The organism is Bacillus sp. JJ675, from assembly GCF_036963165.1.
Lineage (GTDB): Bacteria > Bacillota > Bacilli > Bacillales > Bacillaceae > Bacillus > Bacillus glycinifermentans.
In genome coordinates this window covers 1-20,004 of record NZ_JBALMR010000109.1, presented here as the reverse complement: position 1 = coordinate 20,004, position 20,004 = coordinate 1, and the positions used below count along the sequence as shown (strand labels likewise).

Sequence of the window (20,004 nt, the reverse complement as noted above, 5' to 3'; positions counted from 1 at the left end):
CTATGAGGGGATCATATCATTAAAAGGGGTTCTCTTATTTTCCGCTGAGCCGGTGAGCAGAGTGTTTTGTCGGCCCGATGTATTCATTTAAGCGGAATGATTCGCGAATGGCTTCCGTAATGAATTCTTTGGCTGCATAAATGGCTTCTTTTACGCTTGAACCTTTAGCAAGTTCGGCCGTTATCGCCGCCGAGTAGGTGCAGCCTGCGCCATGTGTGTATGGGGTGTCGATCCGCTCCCCTTCGATCACTTCAGCTTCCCGTCCGTCGAATAGCACGTCAACCGCTTTTTCGTGATTCAGCTTGCCTCCTCCGGTGATGAGGACGTGCTTGGCACCAAGGTCATGAATCGCTTTTGCCGCTTCCTTCATCTGTTCAACGGTCGTGATTTCGCCAAGACCGCTGAGCTGTCCGGCTTCAAACAGATTCGGCGTTATAACCGTCGCAAGGGGCGCCAGAAGCTCCCGCAAAGCTTTGGCATGCTCGGGATACAATACTTCGTTTGCTCCTTTGCATACCATGACCGGATCAATAACGACATTTTTCATATTGTGTTCTTTGATCGTTTTTGCCGCAATCTCGATAATTTCAACGGTAGGCAGCATTCCCGTCTTCATCGCATCGACGCCGATGCCATCGACGATCGTAGCGAGCTGTGCCTTAATAGTATTCGTATCGACCGGGAACACCTGGTGGTTCCAACTGTTTTCCGGATCCATGGCGACGATCACCGTTAAGGCCGTCATCCCGTATACGTTCTTTTCCTGGAATGTTTTTAAATCCGCTTGTATTCCGGCGCCTCCGCTTGAATCGGAGCCGGCGATTGTCAGCGCTTTGTGCATTGTCATGATTGTCAAGCCTCCATAAAAGAGATTCCATCTTCAGATTGGTATAGTTTTTATTATAGACAGCTTTTTATAAGAGTACAATGAATTGACTGAAATGTTATAGGCAAGCGGTCCTTCAGCCATTTATCATATGAAAAAGCCAGGGCGCCTTTTGATGCATGTGAAATCGTTCTTTTTATGATTTAATAAGGAAATAAACTGAAAGATGAAGGAGCGCTAATAAACCTGTTATGAATATATCGGTCGTAATCGTAACGCACAATCGGATTCACGCTTTGTGCGAATTGCTTGAATCCATTGCCAAACAATCTGTTAAGCCGTTTGAAGTGATCATCGTAAATGACGCAGGCGAAAAAGTTGACGTTGTGCAGTATCTTTATTCAGAACTTCCGATCAAGGTGATCGATCTGAAAGAAAATGTAAAACATGTAAAAGCGAGAAATATAGGGGTGAAAGAAGCGGCCGGAGATGTTATTATGCTTTGTGATGACGATGACTTTTTCACTCCGTGCCATATGGAAAGAATGGCAAAAGCTCTTGAAACGGCGGATTTTGTTTATTCAGATGCCGAAATCGTATCGTTTGAAACCAAAGGCGATGCGCGAATCCCGACAAGCCGTCAGCTTTTCGCTTATTCGTTTGATGTGGAGGAAATGAGGAAGTTTTCTACATATGTCCCTTCAGGAAGCATGTATAAACGATCTCTCCACGATGAAATCGGATATTTTGACCCGGATGTCCACAATTATTGGGACTGGGACTTTTTCCTGCGTGCAGCAGAGAAGTTTCATATCAAAAGGGTGCCTGCCGCGAGCGTCATTTATGCTTTTTCAGAGCAGGGAGACAATCAATCCGGAAATCTGGGCGGAATGAGGCAGTATTATTTGGACGTATTGTGTGAAAAACATCAACTCGGCAAGCTGCCGACAAAAAACTTTTTCGTGCTTCTTAAAGAGCCGGCCATGAGAAAGAGAGAGGCCGAAAGTGAAATCGTATGGGACGGAGAGCCTGTCATTTCGAGACTCGTCAGCGTAAGTTCAGTATAACGTTAGGGAGGTTGAACCGTTGAAGCAGATTTTGAATGACAGCTGGTGGGAACAGCTGCATCAAGAATTTGAAAAGCCATATTATCAAGAGCTCAGGGAAATGCTGAAAAGAGAATATTCGGAGCACACGGTCTACCCTGAACCGCACGACATTTATAATGCTTTGCATTACACATCCTATGAAAAGGTCAAGGTCGTGATACTCGGCCAGGACCCGTACCATGGACCGGGACAGGCGCACGGCCTGAGCTTTTCCGTTAAGCCGGGAGTGAATCCGCCGCCTTCGCTGAAAAATATATTCATAGAATTGCAAAACGACGTCGGCACCGACATCCCGAACCACGGCTCGCTCGTGAGCTGGGCCAAACAGGGCGTCCTGCTGTTAAACACGGTGTTGACCGTAAGGCGGGGGCAGGCGAATTCCCATAAAGGAAAAGGATGGGAGAGGCTGACTGACAGCGTGATCGACGCTTTGAATAAAAGAGAAAAACCGGTCGTCTTTATTCTTTGGGGCCGGCACGCTCAAGCGAAAAAGGAGAGAATCGACACCACGAAACACTTTATCATCGAGTCGCCGCACCCAAGCCCGTTCTCGGCAAGATACGGCTTTTTCGGAAGCCGGCCGTTCTCAAGGGCCAATGAATTCTTGAAAAAAATCAATGAAGAGCCGATCGACTGGGCCATTCCGAGCCTGGAAAAACTGGAGAACCGCTGAATGCAGGCGGTTCTTTCCTTCTTTATATGAAGTTGTCTGCTTGTTTGAAAACGTTTCCGCCGGGTTTCCTTCATTATGTGTGAACGGCATTTTAACTGTCAACTTCTGATTCCGCGGTGAAAACCGGCTTTGCAGATGTTTAGAAGATGATGAAAGACCGCAAAAAATGAAGAGCCGCGGGTGGAAAACGGATTTTTATTGTTGCAAAATAGAAAAGTGCGTTCTGCATATGCGAAGGTAATTTGTTAAAATGAAGTGGACATTGAATATGGTTTGGAGGACAAATTTTATGAACATACATATATCAAGTCTGCTTCAAAAGATGGAGGAAGAATTGAAAAAGGCAAAAAATTGCCATCGGGAGAATGAGCTGAAAATGCACGTAGCCGTTATCCGTTCCCTCTGCGATGTTATCGTCGAGCAAGAGCGGCCGGCCGCTCAGCCTTCACCTTACATTCAGCCGGCGAAATCTGCGAGCGACCAGCTGATGCTGGAAAAAATGATGGGAAGCGCCGGTGCCGAACAATATCAAAAACAGGAGAAACAAAATAAGGAGGAAGACGGCAACGGGGATTCAATTTTTGATTTCTAGGCCGTTCTGTTTTTAAAAAGAGAGGTTGATAAAATGAAACTGCTTTTTGGGGCTTTGCAATGGACGGCGTTCATGATCGCCTCATCCATCGTTGTGCCTATAGCGATCGGGCAGTCGTTTGAGCTGAATCAGGCGGAGACAGCAGAATTGATTCAAAGCACGTTTTTCGTGTTGGGAACGACGGCCTTTATCCAATGCTTAACGGGGCACCGTTTACCGATTAATGAGAGTCCGGCCGGCCTTTGGTGGGGGGTCTACACGATCTATGCGGGCCTTACGGGGACCGTGTTTGCCGCATATGCCGAGACGCTTCAAGCGCTTCAGGGCGCAATGCTTCTTAGTGCGGTGTTCTTTTTCATATTCAGCTTGTTTAAGATTATAGAAAAGCTGGCTGTACTGTTTACTCCCGTCGTGACCGGAATCTATTTGCTGTTATTGGTCATGCAGCTGAGCGACCCGATTGTGAAAGGAATCATGGGGATCGGCTACCGCAAAAACGAATTTGACGGTCCAGTCTTTTTGATTGCCGTCGTCATCATGCTGGCGACGTTTCTCATGAGCAGGTCGAATGTGGCCTTTCTCAAACAGTATTCGATTTTAATTGCGCTTTTCGGCGGCTGGGTGTTATTTGCCGTTGTCGGCGTCGCAAAGCCTGTGCAGCACGCGAAAGAGCTCTTTCATTGGCCTGAAATCTTTCCGTTCGGAATGCCGGTGTTTGACAGCGGTTTGGTCGTAACGTCTTTATTTATCACCGTGCTTTTGATCGTCAATATGCTGGCGAGCATCCGTGTGGTGGAAGGGGCGGTCAGGCAGTTTGAAAAACTTGAAGAAAAAAAGCGCGCCCGTCCAGCTGGTTTCATCGCAGCTTTCGGCCATGGTCTGAGCGGCCTGCTCGGCGCAGTCGGAACAGTGCCGATTTCCGGAGCGGCAGGCTTTATTCAAACGACGAGAATCTCCTCGAAAAAGCCGTTTTTGCTGGGGAGTATGATCGTGGCTTGCATCAGCTTTTTTCCGTTTATCATGAATGTATTTGCAAGCCTTCCGTCTCCGGTCGGCTTTGCGGTTAACTTCGTCGTGTTTTCGACCATGGTCGGATTGGCATTTGCCGAATTTGATTCGTATGGAAAAGGCGAACTCGGCCGCGTCCGCTTTGTCGCCGGAGTTGCGCTTTTAGCCGGCGTCGGCGTCATGTTTGTTCCCGAGAGCGCGCTCGAAGGGATGCATCCTGTGCTTGTCTCTATTTTAAGCAACGGACTTGTCCTCGGGACGGTTGTGGCAATCGCGGCAGAGCAGATGCAGTTGAGAAAAAAGAAATTTGACAAAATCGTGTCATAGCGTTTTGAAAGTTGAAATCTTATGCCTGTACGCTATGATGAGTAGAGAAAGGCGGTCGATTGACAATGAAATTATTCTTGATTCTAGGTTCGATAAATGCAATGCTTGCGGTTGCCCTTGGGGCCTTTGGAGCTCACGGGCTTGAAGGGAAAATTTCTGAGAAATATCTGCAAATCTGGCAGACGGGCGTACAATATCATATGTACCACGCACTCGGATTGCTGGCCATCGCGCTCATCGCCGGGAAGCTTTCGGGCGCAGGAAGCATTACTGCGGCAGGCTGGCTGATGTTTGCGGGAATTGTCTTATTTTCAGGAAGCTTATACATCCTCAGCCTGACGCAAATCAGCGTCCTCGGCGCCATTACTCCGCTTGGAGGCGTGGCATTCATCGCGGCATGGATCATGGTCGCCGTGTCGGCGGTCAAATACTTATAGTTTCTATAAAAGCCAATCTTTTTAAGAGATTGGCTTTTATTATTTTAACGCAAACTGATTCATGATAAATTTAATGTTATCCAACAGATGCGGAGGCCCTGCTGAAGCATGTTGTATAGAAGGGGTGTGCACGCTGCGGGGTCTTAGGTCTCACGCGCGAAAAACGATGAAAATTAAAGTGATGATTGCGGATGATAATTCATTTATCAGAGAAGGCATGAAGATTATCCTGAGTACATACGATGAAATAGACGTGCTGGACACGGTGGAGGATGGTCGGCAGGCAGTAGAATATTGCAGGAAACATGATGTGGATATTGCACTCCTGGATGTCCGCATGCCAAATATGAATGGGGTCGAAGCGGCGGAGTTCATTTCGAGACAAACGGAGACAAAGCCGCTGATTTTAACAACGTTTGATGATGATGAATATATTGTGGCAGCCATCCAAAACGGTGCAAAAGGATATTTGCTGAAAAACACCGAGCCGGAACGGATCAGGGATGCGATCAAAAGCGTGTATCACGGAAGTATCGTGATGCAGGACGTTGTCCTCGATAAAATCAAGTCGAATTTAACCGGACGTAAAGAGCCGGAACAAAAAATTGACAAAAGCCTGTTCACTGAAAGAGAGCTTGGCATTATGGCTTTAATCGCCAGAGGGCTTTCCAATAAAGCGATTGCGAAAGAGCTTTTTATCTCGGAAGGGACGATAGCGAATTATATTTCTTCGATATTGGGGAAGACGGGGCTCGAACACCGCACACAGATTGCGATCTATTATTTAACCGGAAAATCGAATCTGGACTGAGGAACCGAAATGGAATTTTGGATGATCATTGTCAAGCTTCTTATGCTTGGATATATCGTATTAAGCTGCATACAATCGCCTGTCGGGAATCTCCCATGGATCGTTTTTTGTTTAATTCTTTACTTTTGTGTCAATATCATAATCGGCATTTTAAAAAGGAGTGCGCTCAAAAAGGGGATCGCCGTCTTATCGATTATTATTTCGGTTGTTTCCTATCAGCATGTCCATCCTCTATTCATTTTGCTGATGCCGCTTAGCGTGTATGAATTGCTGTTTGGCGTGCAGCCTAAGTGGATGATATTGACGTTATCTCTTATACCCGCCGCTTTTATCGGCGAATCGCTGCTGGCGATTTACGGACTGACGGCTTTGCTTCAATTTCTAATATTCACTATATTAAAACAAGATTCGGCCCGGATTCGGATGCTTGAAGATCATATTGATCAGACGAGGAAGGATATGCAGACCTTAACAAAGGCTTTGCATGACAATAAAGAGTTTCTCAGACAGTCTGAATATACGTTTAAATTAGAGGAACGAAACCGCCTGTCACAGGAAATTCATGATAAAATCGGCCATTCGATGACAGGGGCGCTCATTCAGCTTGAAGCGGCCAAGCGCCTGTTTGATACAGACAAACAGAAAGCGTCTGAGCTGCTGCAAAACGCGATTAATATTTCGAAAGACGGAATCGAAAAAATCAGGCTGACATTAAAGAACATCAAGCCGCCTCCTGAACAGATGGGCATCCATAAGCTGAAATTGTTCATTGATGAATGCTCGGCGCGGCATCATATCGATATTTCTTTTCTGCATAAAGGCGATTTGGACGTCATTACTCATATTCAATGGAAAATCATATTTGAAAATATTACGGAAGCGCTGACCAACACGATGAAATATGCGGATGCAACCCGGGTATCGATCGAAATCCATGTGCTGAATACGCTTATCAAAACCGAAGTAAAAGACAACGGAAAGGGACAAGAGAAGGTTAAAAAAGGCATGGGAATCATCGGGATGGAGGAGCGGGCCGCGTCTGTCAACGGAAAGGTAATCGTCGACGGATCAAACGGTTTTTCTGTGACGACGCTGTTGCCGAAGCATGAATGATTTCATGAAAAGAATATGAAATTTCTCATGTGAAAAAGATGAATTGCTGCACTGCCGCGGATTCATCTTTTTTTTTATAATCATTTTCGTAAAGTCAAAATGAGGTGAAAAGATGAATGTATTAGAAATCAATAACCTTACGAAAAAATTCGGGGATTTTGTCGCTGTTGATAATATGTCGCTATCCATAGAAGAGGGGGAAATATTCGGTTTGCTCGGCGCAAACGGCGCGGGGAAAAGCACGACGATCAATATGATCTCAGGCCTTTTGCGAAGCAATGAGGGAGAGGTCCTCATTCTCGGCAAAAACATCGCTGCATTCAGGAAGCACGCCAAAATGAATATTGGCATCGTTCCCCAGGATTTGGCGATTTACGAAGATTTGACGGCCTATGAAAATGTGAAATTTTTTGCCGGGCTCTACGGGCTGAGGGGATCCCTGTTACAAGAACGCGTTGAGGAGGCATTGCAATTTGTCGGGCTTGGCGATAAACACAAAAGCTTCCCGAAAAACTTTTCGGGCGGGATGAAAAGACGGCTGAATATCGCATGCGCCATCGCCCACAGGCCAAAGCTGATCATCATGGATGAGCCGACAGTCGGCATCGATCCGCATTCGCGAAATTACATTCTGCAATCTGTGAAAAAGCTGAATGACATGGGATCGACCATTATTTACACAAGCCATTATATGGAAGAGGTCGAGGAGATTTGTACGCGGATAGCCATCGTTGACCATGGAAAGATTATCGCGGAAGGCACGAAAGAGCAGCTGAAGGCGATCATTACCGACACGAAAGATATTTGGATTACCGTTAAATCAGCCGAGAATGTTGACCTCGGCAAACTAAAAGAGATCAGGGGAGTCGAGACGGTTTCTCTTGAGGAAAATACGATGAAAATCAACTCTGATACAGGTGTCAGCAATTTAAACCAAATCATTGAATATCTGTTGGCAAACGGTGTCGAGATTCGTTCATTGGAAGAAAAAGCGCCAAACTTGGAAACCGTGTTTCTGACGCTGACAGGAAGAAATTTACGCGACTAGAAAGGGGGTCAGAGGCTTGAATATCGTAAACATCGCAAGAAAAGAAATTCTGTCGTCTTTTCGGGATAAAAAAACACTGATATTTATGCTGGCGTTTCCGATCGTGCTGATTGTGATTTTGGGAACCGCGCTGTCAAACGAATTCAATCATCAAGTATCGATTGAAGATATTCACGTTTTGTATAAAGACCAATCAGACGGGGAATTGTCCCAAGGCTTTAAAGTTTTTGCAAAGGAAGCAAAAAAATCGGGTGTACATTTTAAAAAAGCGCTAAGCGATATGGATGGACGGAAAGAAGTCAAAAAAGGACGCTACGATGGATACATCGAAATCGAGGGCAGCGGAATCAAGCTGTATAAAAGCGACCAAAACAGTATTAAAGGAAGCATTATTCAAGGCATGCTGTCCGCGTTTACGGATAGGTACAAAGCCGTAGCAGAGATTTACAAGGTCAACCCGAATCAGGCTGGCTCAGTGCTCGCAAAAGGCATTCATGATGATTATATTAAAGACACGTCGCTAGATTCCGCAAAACGGCCCAGTGCTATCGATTATTACGCTGTTACGATGACAACGCTGATCGCTCTTTACGGGGCTTTAAGCGCCAGCTACTTAATTCGCGGGGAAAGGCTCCGCAACACAGCCGACAGGCTGGTGGCCGCTCCCGTTCAAAAATGGGAGATTTTCGCCGGAAAGCTGATTGGCGGGATTGTGACAAATGCGCTCTGTATTTTTCTCGTTGTCGCTGTCAGCAAATTTTTGTTTAAAGCCAATTGGGGAGAGCATATCGGCCTTGTCCTGCTTGTGCTGTTCACCGTCGTGCTGTTTGCGGTGAGCCTTGGGGTCGGCGTCAGCTATTTGACGAAAACGGGAGAAGCGGCAAAGACGATGATCAATGTGCTGATTCCGCTGGTTGCTTTTTTTGGCGGCGCTTATTTCCCGATAGGCGATACAGAAGGTATTTTACGCATGATCACGAATCTTTCCCCGATCAAATGGTCGAGTGAGGCCATGATGAAAATCATTTATGCAAACGATTTGGCTGCAGCGGTTCCGGCGGCCGCTCTGAATATCGGTTTATCCGTGTTCATGCTTCTGATCGCCGTTGCCGGACTGCGCAGAAGGGAGGGGCTGTAAGATGAAAGAAATGCTTTGGCTCGTGAAAAATACGCTGAACGTGACATTTAAAAACAAGAAAAATATCTTCCTGTTTCTGTGTCTTCCGCTGCTGGGAATCTTCGTTGCCCTTATGACGCAGGGAAGCACAGACAAAACCGATCTGAACGTCGGGATTGTCGATCATGAAAAAAGTCAGATTACCGCTGACACGGCGGCTTTTTTAAAGGGGCTTGACAATGTAAAGGTAAGCGCGGTGAGCAGGTCGGAAGCAGCAGAGAAAATCGCCTCTGGAACGCTTGATTGTGCGATTACTTTTGATAAAGGGTTTACCGACAGCGTGCTTGACGGAAAGCCGGGACATGTCGGGATTTCATCTGTTAAAGGCGCTGAAGTGACGGGGTTTGTGAAATCGTATTTGTATCATTACATTGACAATATCGCAGCGATGGGCAAATCGGCGCAAGGAGATTCGCAAACCTTTGAGAAAATCTACAAAAACTATCAGAGCTCAGGCGTGACGCTAAAAACGCAAACGCTCGATGATACATCGAAAAATAACAAAATGACGTATCAAACGGTTGGATTTCTCCTGATGGCAATGCTCTTTTCAGCAGGGAATTTGTCTGAAATTCTTGTGAAAGAAAAGGAAAACAGGACTTATTTCAGGCTGTTGACTACGCCGATTACGGCAAGGCAGTACGTATTCTCAAATATAACCGTAAGCTTGTTTGTCATGATATTTCAAACTCTTTTTACATTGTTCATGATGAAAAACGTTTTTCATATCGATCCCGGCATTCCGTTCTGGCAGATGGCGGTTGTGCTCTCGATATTTGCGCTGAGCGCCATCGGTCTTGCATTGATCACGGTCGTTTTCTCAAACAGCTCCAAGGGTGCTGGCGCCTTGCAGAATCTCATTTTCATGCCGACGATCATGCTTTCCGGATGTTTCTGGCCTGTTGAGATCATGCCGCTTTTCGCTCAAAGAATCGCGGAGTTCCTTCCGCAGCGGTGGGTGCTGGACACATTGACAAAGCTGCAGGATGGACAGCAATTTCAGAGCTTATATTTGAATATCCTGATATTGTTCGGCTTTGCGGCTGCATTTTTCTTACTCGTCATTTATAAGTTCAGCCGTAATAATGATGCGCGTAATTTCGTCTGATGATAAAAAAAGGGTTCGGGTTCAAAGAGAACCGAACCTTTTATCTAGGCGTGTATGAAGCCATTGAGTACGGATAGTCGTAAACGATCGGTTCATCGAACGTAATGTAATCAAGGTAAACCATCAGAAGCAAGTAGCGGGTGCCCGTTTTTCTGTCGCTTAAAATGATATGATCGCGCCCGGCTGCTTCAATTTCTCCGCGGAACACTTTTGCATTCCATTGCGGATTGTTTTCAAACGTCATGTATACGGTCGCGATTTTCCCCCGGTTGAGCCGCAGAATATTTTCGATATACGACTGCTCTAATGGCAGCATGCCAGGAATGCTCGGACCGGTTTGCTGCGCCGAAGGCATGGTTGGGACCTGAACGCCCGCCGGCTGCGGCTGGGTCAATTGGACGGGCTGCTGAAAGGTTTGCTGGCCGCCCATTTGCGGGAATTGCGGCTGCCCCTGCTGCTGATACATTTGGCCCATCTGTCCCATTTGCCCCAATTGCGGATAAGGGTTGGCACCCATTTGCCGAAAGTCCGGCATTTCAATCTCTTGGAGCGGCTGAAATAGATTTTTCTTAGGTTTCATGTTGTTCCTCCTTATGATGTCATTGAATCAAAATCAGACCTTTACCCGGCTTACATGTTTGGCACTGATCGGGATCGGCGTCAAGAAAGTCCGCTTTAGCACGGTTGGGGTTGATGTCAGGTGAAAGTTCAATGTTTCTCATCCCTTTAACAGTATGAGGAAGAAGTCTGGAATATGACCAACAAAAACGGCTTGCCGGTTCTTGCGAAAGAAAACGAAAAGACCGCTCTGATATCGAGCGGCCTTTCCCGTCATTTATCCTGTAATAACTTCTTCTTCAGGATGACGAATCGGCGTTTTCTTCGGTTTTGCCAAGGTAAATGCAATGGTTAGCGGTCCGACGCGGCCGATGAACATCATCATCATAATGACCGCTTTTCCGGGGAGTGTTAATTCAGGTGTCAGTCCCATTGATAAGCCGACCGTTCCAAAAGCGGAGACCACTTCAAAGACGATATCCAAAAACGGGGCGTGTTCTGTTATGGTCAATAGAAACATCGCCATCAGCACAAATAGAAAACTGATGACGATGATCGCCAATGCTCTTAAAATCGTTTTCATTTTGATCGCCCTGTTAAAAACGACCGTTTCGCTTTTTCCCCTTAAAAAAGTGAGCGTCGCCAATATCGTGATGATAAAGGTTGTCAGCTTAATTCCGCTTCCTGTTGATCCGCTTCCCGCCCCGATGAACATCAGAATGGTGATAAGGAGGAGGGAAGGAGGTGTCATTTGGGCGATGTCTACCGTATTAAATCCGGCTGTTCTCGGGGTAACGCCTTGAAAGTAAGCGCCCCATAATTTTTCCGTCAATGGGAGTTTCCCCAAGGTTCCTGGATTTGAATACTCAAGCAAAAAAATCGCCAGTGCGGCGGCCGCGTTAATGATCAATGTTCCGACGATCATTAATTTTGAATGAAGCGACAATTTTCGGAAATTCCGCTTTGTCCATAAGTCCAAAAGAACGGTAAAGCCAATGCCTCCGGTGATGAAAAGTCCGGTGATGACAAGGTTGACGACCGGATCCCCGACATACTTCATCAAGTTATCCGGCCACAAGGAAAACCCCGCGTTATTAAAAGCCGAAACCGTGTTGAACAAACTACTGTGGAACAGGCCTTTTTGAAAGCCGTACTCAGGAACCCATCTGATCGAAAGAATGAGAAATGCGACACATTCAAAAACAATGGTGAAAATAAACAAATGTTTAACAAGCCGGACGAGTCCGCCCAAAGACGTCTGGTTAAATGCCTCCTGAACGAGAATCCGCTGCTGCAGGCCGATTTTTTTGCCGATCATCATGACGACGAGAACGGCAAAGGTCATTAATCCCAAGCCCCCGACTTGGATCAGCAGCATAATCACGGTTTGTCCGAAAACCGTATATTCTGTACCGATGTTTACGACGGACAGGCCGGTTACAGTCGTTGCCGATGTCGCCGTAAATAAAGCATCAGCCCAGGAAATGTAAGCTGTCGATGCAATCGGAAGCTTGAGCAGGCAAGCGCCGATTGCAATGATGATGATGAAGCTGAGCGCCAGCGTTTGCGGCGGGCTGATATTGATGATCTTTCCTTTTACGAGATTTGAAGACATCATCTTAGGCATTTTGTTTTGATCCTTTCTCTGAATAATGTCAATAATGTACTTCCCAATATCAGGTTTGTCAACATAAAAACGGCTCCCTCAAATGGTTCGTTAGGCCTCTTTTAATGAATGGATCAAAAAAATCAAGAGAAGCATCGCCTGGTCACATTCTATTATTTTTAAAATATTCCACATAATACATTTACTGGGTTGCAAGAAAATGATAGCTTTTAATAGAAAAGGATAAACTTGGAGGTGGGACTCGCGTTTCGTTAGGATGTAGTCTTGTACTTTTTGGGCCATGTGTAAAATTGAAATGATAACAGGGGGATTTTGCAATGTTAAAAAGAGTGTTTCGTTCTAAATTGTCGATGTTGATGGCCGGCCTTGTCATCATGGCTTCGGTTTTTCTGCCTTCTTTTCATGCCGATGCAAAGGCTTTAAAAACGGAATCAATAAACCGTCCGGCTGCAAAGGCTTCGCTATTTGCGGAGATATCGGGGAACAGCAAGCAGGAATGGTCTTTCTCCGATATTGAGCTGACATACAGGCCGAACTCGATTTTGGCGCTGGGGACGGTTGAATTTACGTTGCCTTCGGGGTTTGCAGCGACAACGAAAGATACGGTAAATGGAAGGGCGCTTACGACCGGACAGATTTTGAACAACGGAAAAACGGTGAGACTCCCGCTGACGATTGATTTATTGGGCATCGCCGAGTTCAGGCTCGTTTTGGCGAATAAAACGCTTCCTGCGGCCGGAACGTATACGTTCAGAGCGGAGAACAGGGTGTTGGGCCTCGGCTCGACTTTCTATGCCGAAGACTCAATCGAAGTGCAAAAAAGAGCGACTCCGCCGACACAGCCGTGCAATTGCAAGTAAAAATCAAGCTCCAAAGACGATTGTCTTTGGAGCTTTCCTCATTAAACATGCAAAAATGCAGGCAGATGTTCATTTGACAGGCGGTTGCCGACGAAGAATGAACCGAATTCCCCGTAACGCGCGCTCACTTCGTCAAAGCGCATTTCATAGACGAGCTTTTTAAACTGCAGCACATCATCCGAAAAGAGCGTTACACCCCATTCATAATCGTCAAATCCGACTGAACCCGTAATAATCTGTTTGACTTTGCCGGCGTATCCCCGTCCGATCATGCCGTGGCTGCGCATCAGATTTCTCCGCTCTTCCATTGAAAGCATGTACCAGTTGTCATCACCTGATCTTCTTTTATCCATCGGATAGAAGCAGACATATTTGGCTTTAGGGAGCTCTGGGTACAGGCGCGCACGAATTTGCGGATTTTCGTAAGGGTCTCCGTCTCCGCTTCCCATATAGTTGCTAAGCTCGACGACGGATACATAGGAATAGGCGGGAATCGTGTACTCCGCAAGCTTCGACTTATTGAATTCCAGTTCGATTTGATTCAGTTCCTCCATCGTCGGACGCAAAATCATCAGCATGAAATCGGCTTTCTGGCCGACGATGCTGTACAATGTATGGCTTCCGTTTCCTGCTTTTTCGACAGCGCCCCATTTTTCAAGGAGTCCGGTAAATTCGCTGATGATGATCTGGCGTTCGCCGCTTGAGAGCGTCTTCCAGGCGGCCCAGTCCATCGTCCGGAAATCATGAAGGGCATACCAGCCGTCAAGCGTTTGTGCGGCTTCATTTGTTTTCTGCTGTTCGCTCATATTTTCACTCCTCATTCGTATGTAATTGTCTTCATCATACCATAGTTTCCGTTTCTTCATCTTCTTAGAAGTCTTGGCCGGAAAATGAAGTCCGCTGCATAAGCGGGGCAGACCGTTGTATAATAAATATAATTGCCGATTAATTTAATTAAAAAAAAGAGTTTTTTAAATGAAAGCGTTATAATTAAGGCTGAATGATTGAATTTATACCGCAAAAGAGTATCCTAAATAGAGGAGTTTTTTGTATTTATTCAAGGAGGGTATACAGTGGCAGATTTATTTTCAACAGTACAAGAAAAAGTAGCAGGAAAAGGAGTTAAAATCGTATTTCCGGAAGGTATGGACGAGCGTATTTTGACGGCGGTCGCAAGCCTTGCCGAAAAAAACGTGCTAAAGCCGATTCTCGTAGGAAACGAACAGGAAATTGCTGCAAAAGCAAAGGGATTGAATGTGACGCTTGACGGAGTTGACATATATGATCCTCATACATACGAAGGAATGGAAGACCTTGTACAAGCTTTCGTAGAGCGCCGCAAAGGAAAAGCGACGGAAGAACAGGCCCGCCAAATCCTTTTGGACGAAAACTATTTCGGCACGATGCTTGTATACAAAGGGCTGGCAGACGGCCTTGTCAGCGGTGCGGCCCATTCGACTGCCGATACGGTGCGTCCTGCCCTGCAAATCATTAAGACAAAAGAAGGCGTGAAGAAAACATCCGGCGTCTTCATTATGGCCCGCGGCGATGAACAGTATGTGTTTGCAGACTGCGCGATCAACATTGCGCCTGACAGCGAAGATCTAGCCGAAATTGCCATCGAAAGCGCCAACACGGCTAAAATGTTCGACATCGAGCCGCGGGTAGCGATGCTCAGCTTCTCAACAAAAGGATCTGCAAAATCGGATGAAACCGAAAAAGTGGCAAATGCGGTGGCGATCGCCAAAGAAAAAGCGCCTGAGCTTACGCTTGACGGCGAGTTCCAATTCGATGCTGCATTCGTTCCGTCTGTCGCGGAGAAAAAAGCGCCGGGCTCCGTTATTAAAGGCGATGCAAACGTATTTGTGTTCCCAAGCCTTGAAGCGGGGAACATCGGCTATAAAATCGCTCAGCGCCTCGGCAATTTTGAAGCGGTCGGACCGATTCTGCAAGGCCTGAACATGCCTGTAAACGATCTGTCCAGAGGCTGTAATGCAGAGGATGTTTACAATCTGGCGCTGATTACGGCTGCTCAAGCGCTGTAATGTAATGTGCTTCAAAACGGTGAACGATGTGCGTTCACCGTTTTTTTATTGCGTTTTGATTTTCAACATGAGCAGAGCTTCGGCCCCCTTGCCGCTTATGTCAGGCGGCGGCCATTCGCAAAGATCGAAAGGATAATCTGAGCCTTGCACCAGCCTCTCATCCCCAACAAGCTCTTTCAGAAAATGTATGCCCTTTTCGTTCCATAACACGGTATCAAACCAAAACCTTCGCAAGTATTCGACGGGCGGGGCCGTAAGCGATGCAGCGGCTTGCGGCCACATATCGCAGCCTTTCTTCAGTCTGCCGATTTGATAAGGGAGAAATCCGCCCCCGTGGGCCAGCACAATTTTGACATCCGGAAAGCGGTCGGTAATGCCGCTCAATAATAAGTCTGCCGCACAGACGGTCGTTTCCCACGGTACGCCGATCAAATTGGGCAGCATTTTGCGGCGGAGCCGCGGATCTTCGGAAAGGAGCGGATGGATGAAAATGATCGCTTTCAGCCTGTCGGCTTCTTCCCAAAAAGGTATAAATGCGTCATCGGAGAGCAACTTTTCCGATGCGCCCGGTCCGATGATTGCCCCTTTAAGGCCGAGACTCATTGCTTCATTCAACCTGACGCACGCTTTTTCGGGACTGTTGAGCGGGATTGTGCCGAGCCCTGAGAGCCTTTGGCTGTGCGTTTTTGTCCATTTGGCCAGGGCCGTGTTGTAAACCGCTGAAATGTCGTCTGTAATCTCATCTCTGAGATCGTAAAGAAAAAGCTGGGGAACCGGTGAGACCAATGAATGCAAAATGCCCGCTTTTTCCTGCTCTTCTAAGTATAAGTCCTCCTCATAAAACTGTTTCTTTAATTCAAAGCCCCACTTGTGATTGACGGTCAGAAATTCCGCTTTATCCGGCGACTTTTTTTCCCATGCCGCCTGAACGGTCCTTTTATTGTCTCTCAGCCAAAGCAGGACATCCTCCGGAATAAAATGCGTATGGACATCAAACAAAGCTAAACCCCTCCCGTTTACGGCCGTCTCCAGTACCCAAGCTTCTCAGAGATGCCGCGGGCGGCCTGTTTTACTTTAAAAATGATTTTTTCCTGCGAGGCTTTCATTCGTTTTGTGGGGCCGACGACGCTGACAGCGTATTTGACATCTCCGAGATAGTTTCTGATGGGTGCGGAGACGGAAGTGATTCCTTCGATAAATTCACCGTGACTGACGTCAAATCCGTTTTCTCTGATTGTTTTTAGCACGTTTCTAAGTTTGTTCTCATCTGTCACCGTTTTCTGCGTATAGCGTGTCAGGCCGCTTCTCACATATCGTTCCAATAATCCGTCGCCGCCGTATGCAATAAGCACTTTGCCTGAGCTTGTACAATGCATCGGATTTTGCCGGCCGATATGTGATAGAAGCTCAACCGGACGGGGACATTCCGTGCGATTGATATATACTACGTTGAAATCGCCGCATACCGCGATGTGAGACGTCTCGCCCGTTTCTTCTGTCAGCTTTTCGAGAACAGGCTCGGATTCCCGGTTAATTTCAAGAGTCGAGGTGACAATTGTATTCAACTGCAAGACAGATAACCCCAACTTGTATCTTTTGGATTCCGGATCCTTCATGACAAACCCTTCGCTTTCAAGCGTACTCAACAGCCGGGAGACCGTGCTTTTCCCCAGGCCGAGAGATGCGGCGAGCTCGGTGACTTTTTTTTCAGGCGTATCCAGTGTAAACGATTGAAGCAGCCGAAGAGCATTCTTTACAGACCCAAGCGTGTAGTTCGGTTTTGCCTCTGCGGACATTGATTTCCTCAACTCTTTCATTGTTTTTGTTGCCTTTTGTTCCATAATATAACATAAAGTGAGGATAAAAAACGAAAAATATCAAATTTTCGGAAAAAATAACAGCATTGTTCCACATAGAGGAACAACGCTGTTTTCTTCACAAATAAAATCATTTAATTTAAGTGGAAAAGGAGGATTGATTTTCCATGAATGTGCAGACGGCAACATTGGTAAACCGCGTACAACCATTTGACTGCAGGCATTTTATAAACGGGAGATACTTTTCGTCAGAAAGCGGCAAAACGTTCGACAATATGAATCCGGCCACACAGGAAGTCATCGGCAAGGTTTCCGAGGGCGGAAAAAAGGAGATCGATCTGGCCGTCGCCGCGGCAAGGCGCGCATTGAACGGGCGCTGGAAAAACATGACCGGCGAGGAAAGGATTCGAATCATCAGAAAGATCGGCGACATCATTCTTGAACGGAAAGATGAACTGGCAAAGCTTGAGACGCTTGATACGGGAAAACCCCTCTCATTATCCAGCACGATGGATATTCCCCGCGCCGCCTTTAACTTTCATTTTTTCGCAGACTTTATGAGAGGAGTCGGAACAGAGGCCTATCAAACCGATGACATCGCGATCAATTATGCGGTCCGCCGTCCGGTTGGCGTTGTCGGATTAATCAACCCATGGAACCTGCCGCTTCTCTTATTGACCTGGAAGCTGGCTCCATGCTTGGCGGCAGGAAATACCGCCGTCATCAAGCCGGCCGAGCTGACGCCGCTGACAGCCACGCTTTTGGGGGAAATCTGTCAGGAAGCGGGCCTGCCTGACGGAGTGGTCAATATCGTCCACGGATTCGGCCCGGAATCAGCCGGCTCCGCGCTTTCCGAGCATCCTGACGTCGATGCGATTTCCTTTACCGGGGAAACGACGACCGGAAAAATCATTATGGAAGCCGCCTCAAAAACGTTAAAAAAACTCTCGTTTGAACTTGGCGGAAAAAACCCGAACATCATTTTCGCTGACGCCGATATCGATGAAGCGGTTGAAACGACATTGAAATCGAGTTTCGTCAATCAGGGGGAAGTCTGCATGTGCGGTTCCCGCATTTATGTCGAACGGGAAGCGTATGACGAATTTCTCGACGCCTTCATTTCAAAGACAAAGGAACTTCGTGTGGGCGATCCGTTTGACCCGGAAACAAATATCGGGGCTTTGATTTCGGCTGAACATACCGAACGGGTGATGAATTACATAACGCTGGCGAAAAAAGAAGGCGGTGACATTGTAACCGGGGGAGGGCGCCCGGAAGGCCTGGAATCAGGCTGCTATCTCGAACCGACGATCATTACTGGAATTTCCAGGAGCTCCAGGGTTGTCAAAGAAGAAATTTTCGGCCCGGTCGTGACGGTGATTCCATTTGACGATGAAGACGAAGTTATCGCTCAGGCGAATGACACCCACTATGGGCTCAGTGCAACCGTTTGGACGAACGATCTCCGCCGCGCGCACCGCGTCGCCGGACAGATCGAAGCCGGGATGGTCTGGGTCAACACCTGGTTTCTCAGGGATTTGCGGACGCCGTTTGGAGGAATGAAGCAAAGCGGACTCGGTCGCGAAGGCGGAATTCACAGCTTCGAATTTTTCAGCGAATTGTCAAACATTTGCATCAAGCTGTAAAGGAGGAGAGCGGAATGAATGCACAGGCATTAAAAGAAACGGCGCGGACGCTGTACACGGCGGAAGCGGAAAAACGGGAAATCGTCAGAATCACAAGGGACTATCCAGAGCTGACGGTTGAAGACGCCTATCATATTCAAGAAGAGCTCGTTGAGCTGAAATTAAAGCGGGGGAACGGGATCATCGGCCCGAAAATGGGGCTGACGAGCCGGGCGAAAATGCAGCAAATGAACGTTGAAGAACCGATTTACGGGTATATCTTTGACGATATGGTCGTGCCGAACGGCGGTACACTCGAGTTTGATGAGCTGATCCACCCGAAGGTTGAAGCGGAGATTGCCTTTGTACTCGGCGAGGATATCGAAGGGCCGGGGATTGCCGGAGAGCAGATTCTGGCGGTGACCGAATATTTCATCCCCGTGCTTGAAGTGATCGACAGCCGCTATGAGAATTTTTCTTTTACGCTGCCTGACGTTATTGCCGATAATGCGTCATCGTCAAGGGTCGTGTTCGGTGAAAAGGTTAAAAAGCCGGATCGTCTCAAACTCGATAAAGCCTCGGTTTCTTTAGTGATTAATGGCGAAGTGAAAGAGCGGGGGACGGGTGATGCGGTTCTGGGGCATCCCGCCAATTCGGCAGCAATGCTTGCCAATATGCTTGCCCGGAAGCAGCGAAAGCTTAAAGCAGGCAGCGTCATTTTGACCGGCGGGGTAACGGGGGCTGTCATGCTGAAGCGCGGGGACAGCGTCTCGGCGCATGTAGAAGGGCTTGGAGACGTTTCTTTTACAGTCAGTTCATAATGGGGGAGATATTTTTGCCGATCGTTCACATTCAGCTGTTAGAAGGCCGGCCTGCGGAAAAGGTGGAGGAAGTCATTCAAAGTGTAACAGATACAATCAGCGCCACCCTGGGTGCCCCAAAGGAAAACGTTCGCGTACTCGTGACGGAAATTCCGAAGAGCCACTGGGGAATAGGCGGAACGCCGGCGTCAAAAGCAAAACCGTAAAACTGGTTATGGGAGGAATCGACATGCCGATCGAACTCGCGGCACTTGTTCCGCATACACCGCGAATGTGTTTTGAAGAAAAAACGCCTGATTTTCAAAAAGAGCTTGTCAAAGGAATGAAACAGCTTTCCGCAATCATTGAAAACATACAGCCGGATGCCGTTGTCATCATTTCGTGCCACTGGACGTCGAGCTTTGACCACCTCGTCGATGCGA

The 20,004-nt window shown here is 47.2% G+C and carries 21 protein-coding genes and 1 pseudogene; 16 read left to right on the top strand and 6 right to left on the bottom strand.

The genetic code is table 11. From position 1 onward, the window contains the following. Positions 1-34: 34 nt before the first annotated feature. Positions 35-847: a bifunctional hydroxymethylpyrimidine kinase/phosphomethylpyrimidine kinase gene (locus V7126_RS22865; RefSeq protein WP_046130622.1), complete on the bottom strand. Its 813-nt coding sequence runs from the start codon at positions 845-847 to the stop codon at positions 35-37. 230 nt (positions 848-1,077) lie between these two features. On the opposite strand from V7126_RS22865, the gene V7126_RS22860 reads away from it, so the two are divergent. The 10 genes from V7126_RS22860 (at position 1,078) to V7126_RS22815 (ending at position 10,229) form a co-directional block, all read left to right on the top strand. Further along, positions 1,078-1,893: a glycosyltransferase family 2 protein gene (locus V7126_RS22860; RefSeq protein WP_046130621.1), complete on the top strand. Its 816-nt coding sequence runs from the start codon at positions 1,078-1,080 to the stop codon at positions 1,891-1,893. Between the two features lie 19 nt (positions 1,894-1,912). After that, the gene (locus tag V7126_RS22855; RefSeq protein ID WP_046130620.1) at positions 1,913-2,608 is read left to right on the top strand and encodes a uracil-DNA glycosylase; all 696 of its coding nucleotides are present in this window, start codon (positions 1,913-1,915) and stop codon (positions 2,606-2,608) included. Positions 2,609-2,897: 289 nt separating this feature from the next. After that, positions 2,898-3,200, top strand: a complete 303-nt coding sequence (locus V7126_RS22850) for a YwdI family protein (RefSeq protein ID WP_046130619.1) — start codon at positions 2,898-2,900, stop codon at positions 3,198-3,200. A 33-nt stretch (positions 3,201-3,233) separates the two neighbouring features. After that, positions 3,234-4,535, top strand: coding sequence for a purine/pyrimidine permease (locus V7126_RS22845; RefSeq protein WP_046130618.1), 1,302 nt, complete (start codon positions 3,234-3,236; stop codon positions 4,533-4,535). 65 nt (positions 4,536-4,600) lie between these two features. Further along, a complete protein-coding gene (locus tag V7126_RS22840; RefSeq protein WP_046130617.1) occupies positions 4,601-4,972 on the top strand; it encodes a DUF423 domain-containing protein in 372 nt (123 codons plus the stop codon). 166 nt (positions 4,973-5,138) lie between these two features. Beyond that, positions 5,139-5,783 carry a response regulator gene (locus tag V7126_RS22835; protein ID WP_175077496.1) on the top strand — a complete coding sequence of 215 codons (645 nt, stop codon included), beginning with the start codon at positions 5,139-5,141 and terminating at the stop codon, positions 5,781-5,783. 9 nt (positions 5,784-5,792) lie between these two features. Further along, the gene (locus tag V7126_RS22830; protein WP_046130615.1) at positions 5,793-6,896 is read left to right on the top strand and encodes a sensor histidine kinase; all 1,104 of its coding nucleotides are present in this window, start codon (positions 5,793-5,795) and stop codon (positions 6,894-6,896) included. A gap of 112 nt (positions 6,897-7,008) precedes the next feature. After that, entirely contained in the window at positions 7,009-7,944 is a 936-nt protein-coding gene (locus V7126_RS22825; protein ID WP_175077495.1) for an ABC transporter ATP-binding protein, read from the top strand. Between the two features lie 16 nt (positions 7,945-7,960). Beyond that, a complete protein-coding gene (locus V7126_RS22820) occupies positions 7,961-9,082 on the top strand; it encodes an ABC transporter permease (RefSeq protein ID WP_175077494.1) in 1,122 nt (373 codons plus the stop codon). A gap of 1 nt (position 9,083) precedes the next feature. Next, the gene (locus V7126_RS22815) at positions 9,084-10,229 is read left to right on the top strand and encodes an ABC transporter permease (RefSeq protein WP_175077493.1); all 1,146 of its coding nucleotides are present in this window, start codon (positions 9,084-9,086) and stop codon (positions 10,227-10,229) included. Positions 10,230-10,269: 40 nt separating this feature from the next. On the opposite strand, the gene gerQ is transcribed toward V7126_RS22815, so the two are convergent. Beyond that, positions 10,270-10,809 (bottom strand): spore coat protein GerQ, encoded by a 540-nt coding sequence (gene gerQ, locus V7126_RS22810; RefSeq protein ID WP_175077492.1) that lies wholly within the window; start codon positions 10,807-10,809, stop codon positions 10,270-10,272. 255 nt (positions 10,810-11,064) lie between these two features. Then, a complete protein-coding gene (locus tag V7126_RS22805; protein ID WP_216899267.1) occupies positions 11,065-12,414 on the bottom strand; it encodes a TrkH family potassium uptake protein in 1,350 nt (449 codons plus the stop codon). A gap of 317 nt (positions 12,415-12,731) precedes the next feature. Here V7126_RS22805 and bslA point away from each other — a divergent pair, with 317 nt between their 5' ends. Beyond that, positions 12,732-13,274, top strand: coding sequence for a biofilm surface layer hydrophobin BslA (gene bslA, locus V7126_RS22800; RefSeq protein ID WP_046132439.1), 543 nt, complete (start codon positions 12,732-12,734; stop codon positions 13,272-13,274). A gap of 41 nt (positions 13,275-13,315) precedes the next feature. Here the strand turns inward: bslA and hemQ are convergent, their stop codons facing one another. After that, positions 13,316-14,080 carry a hydrogen peroxide-dependent heme synthase gene (gene hemQ / locus V7126_RS22795; RefSeq protein ID WP_216899269.1) on the bottom strand — a complete coding sequence of 255 codons (765 nt, stop codon included), beginning with the start codon at positions 14,078-14,080 and terminating at the stop codon, positions 13,316-13,318. A 267-nt stretch (positions 14,081-14,347) separates the two neighbouring features. On the opposite strand from hemQ, the gene pta reads away from it, so the two are divergent. Further along, complete coding sequence (pta, locus tag V7126_RS22790) at positions 14,348-15,319, top strand: phosphate acetyltransferase (protein ID WP_216899271.1); 972 nt, start codon at positions 14,348-14,350, stop codon at positions 15,317-15,319. 45 nt (positions 15,320-15,364) lie between these two features. On the opposite strand, the gene V7126_RS22785 is transcribed toward pta, so the two are convergent. Further along, positions 15,365-16,318, bottom strand: coding sequence for an amidohydrolase family protein (locus V7126_RS22785; protein WP_216899273.1), 954 nt, complete (start codon positions 16,316-16,318; stop codon positions 15,365-15,367). A 17-nt stretch (positions 16,319-16,335) separates the two neighbouring features. After that, a complete protein-coding gene (locus tag V7126_RS22780) occupies positions 16,336-17,136 on the bottom strand; it encodes an IclR family transcriptional regulator (RefSeq protein ID WP_438823820.1) in 801 nt (266 codons plus the stop codon). Between the two features lie 167 nt (positions 17,137-17,303). Between V7126_RS22780 and V7126_RS22775 the strand changes: the two genes are divergently transcribed. From V7126_RS22775 to V7126_RS22760, 4 genes and pseudogenes are all read left to right on the top strand, one after another. Further along, a complete protein-coding gene (locus V7126_RS22775) occupies positions 17,304-18,782 on the top strand; it encodes an aldehyde dehydrogenase (protein WP_046132434.1) in 1,479 nt (492 codons plus the stop codon). Between the two features lie 14 nt (positions 18,783-18,796). After that, on the top strand, positions 18,797-19,582 hold the full coding sequence (locus tag V7126_RS22770; protein WP_335499418.1) for a 2-keto-4-pentenoate hydratase: 786 nt from the start codon (positions 18,797-18,799) through the stop codon (positions 19,580-19,582). 14 nt (positions 19,583-19,596) lie between these two features. Continuing rightward, positions 19,597-19,788: a 4-oxalocrotonate tautomerase gene (locus V7126_RS22765; RefSeq protein WP_175077490.1), complete on the top strand. Its 192-nt coding sequence runs from the start codon at positions 19,597-19,599 to the stop codon at positions 19,786-19,788. 23 nt (positions 19,789-19,811) lie between these two features. Beyond that, positions 19,812-20,004: pseudogene (locus V7126_RS22760) on the top strand (extradiol ring-cleavage dioxygenase); the annotation flags it as partial.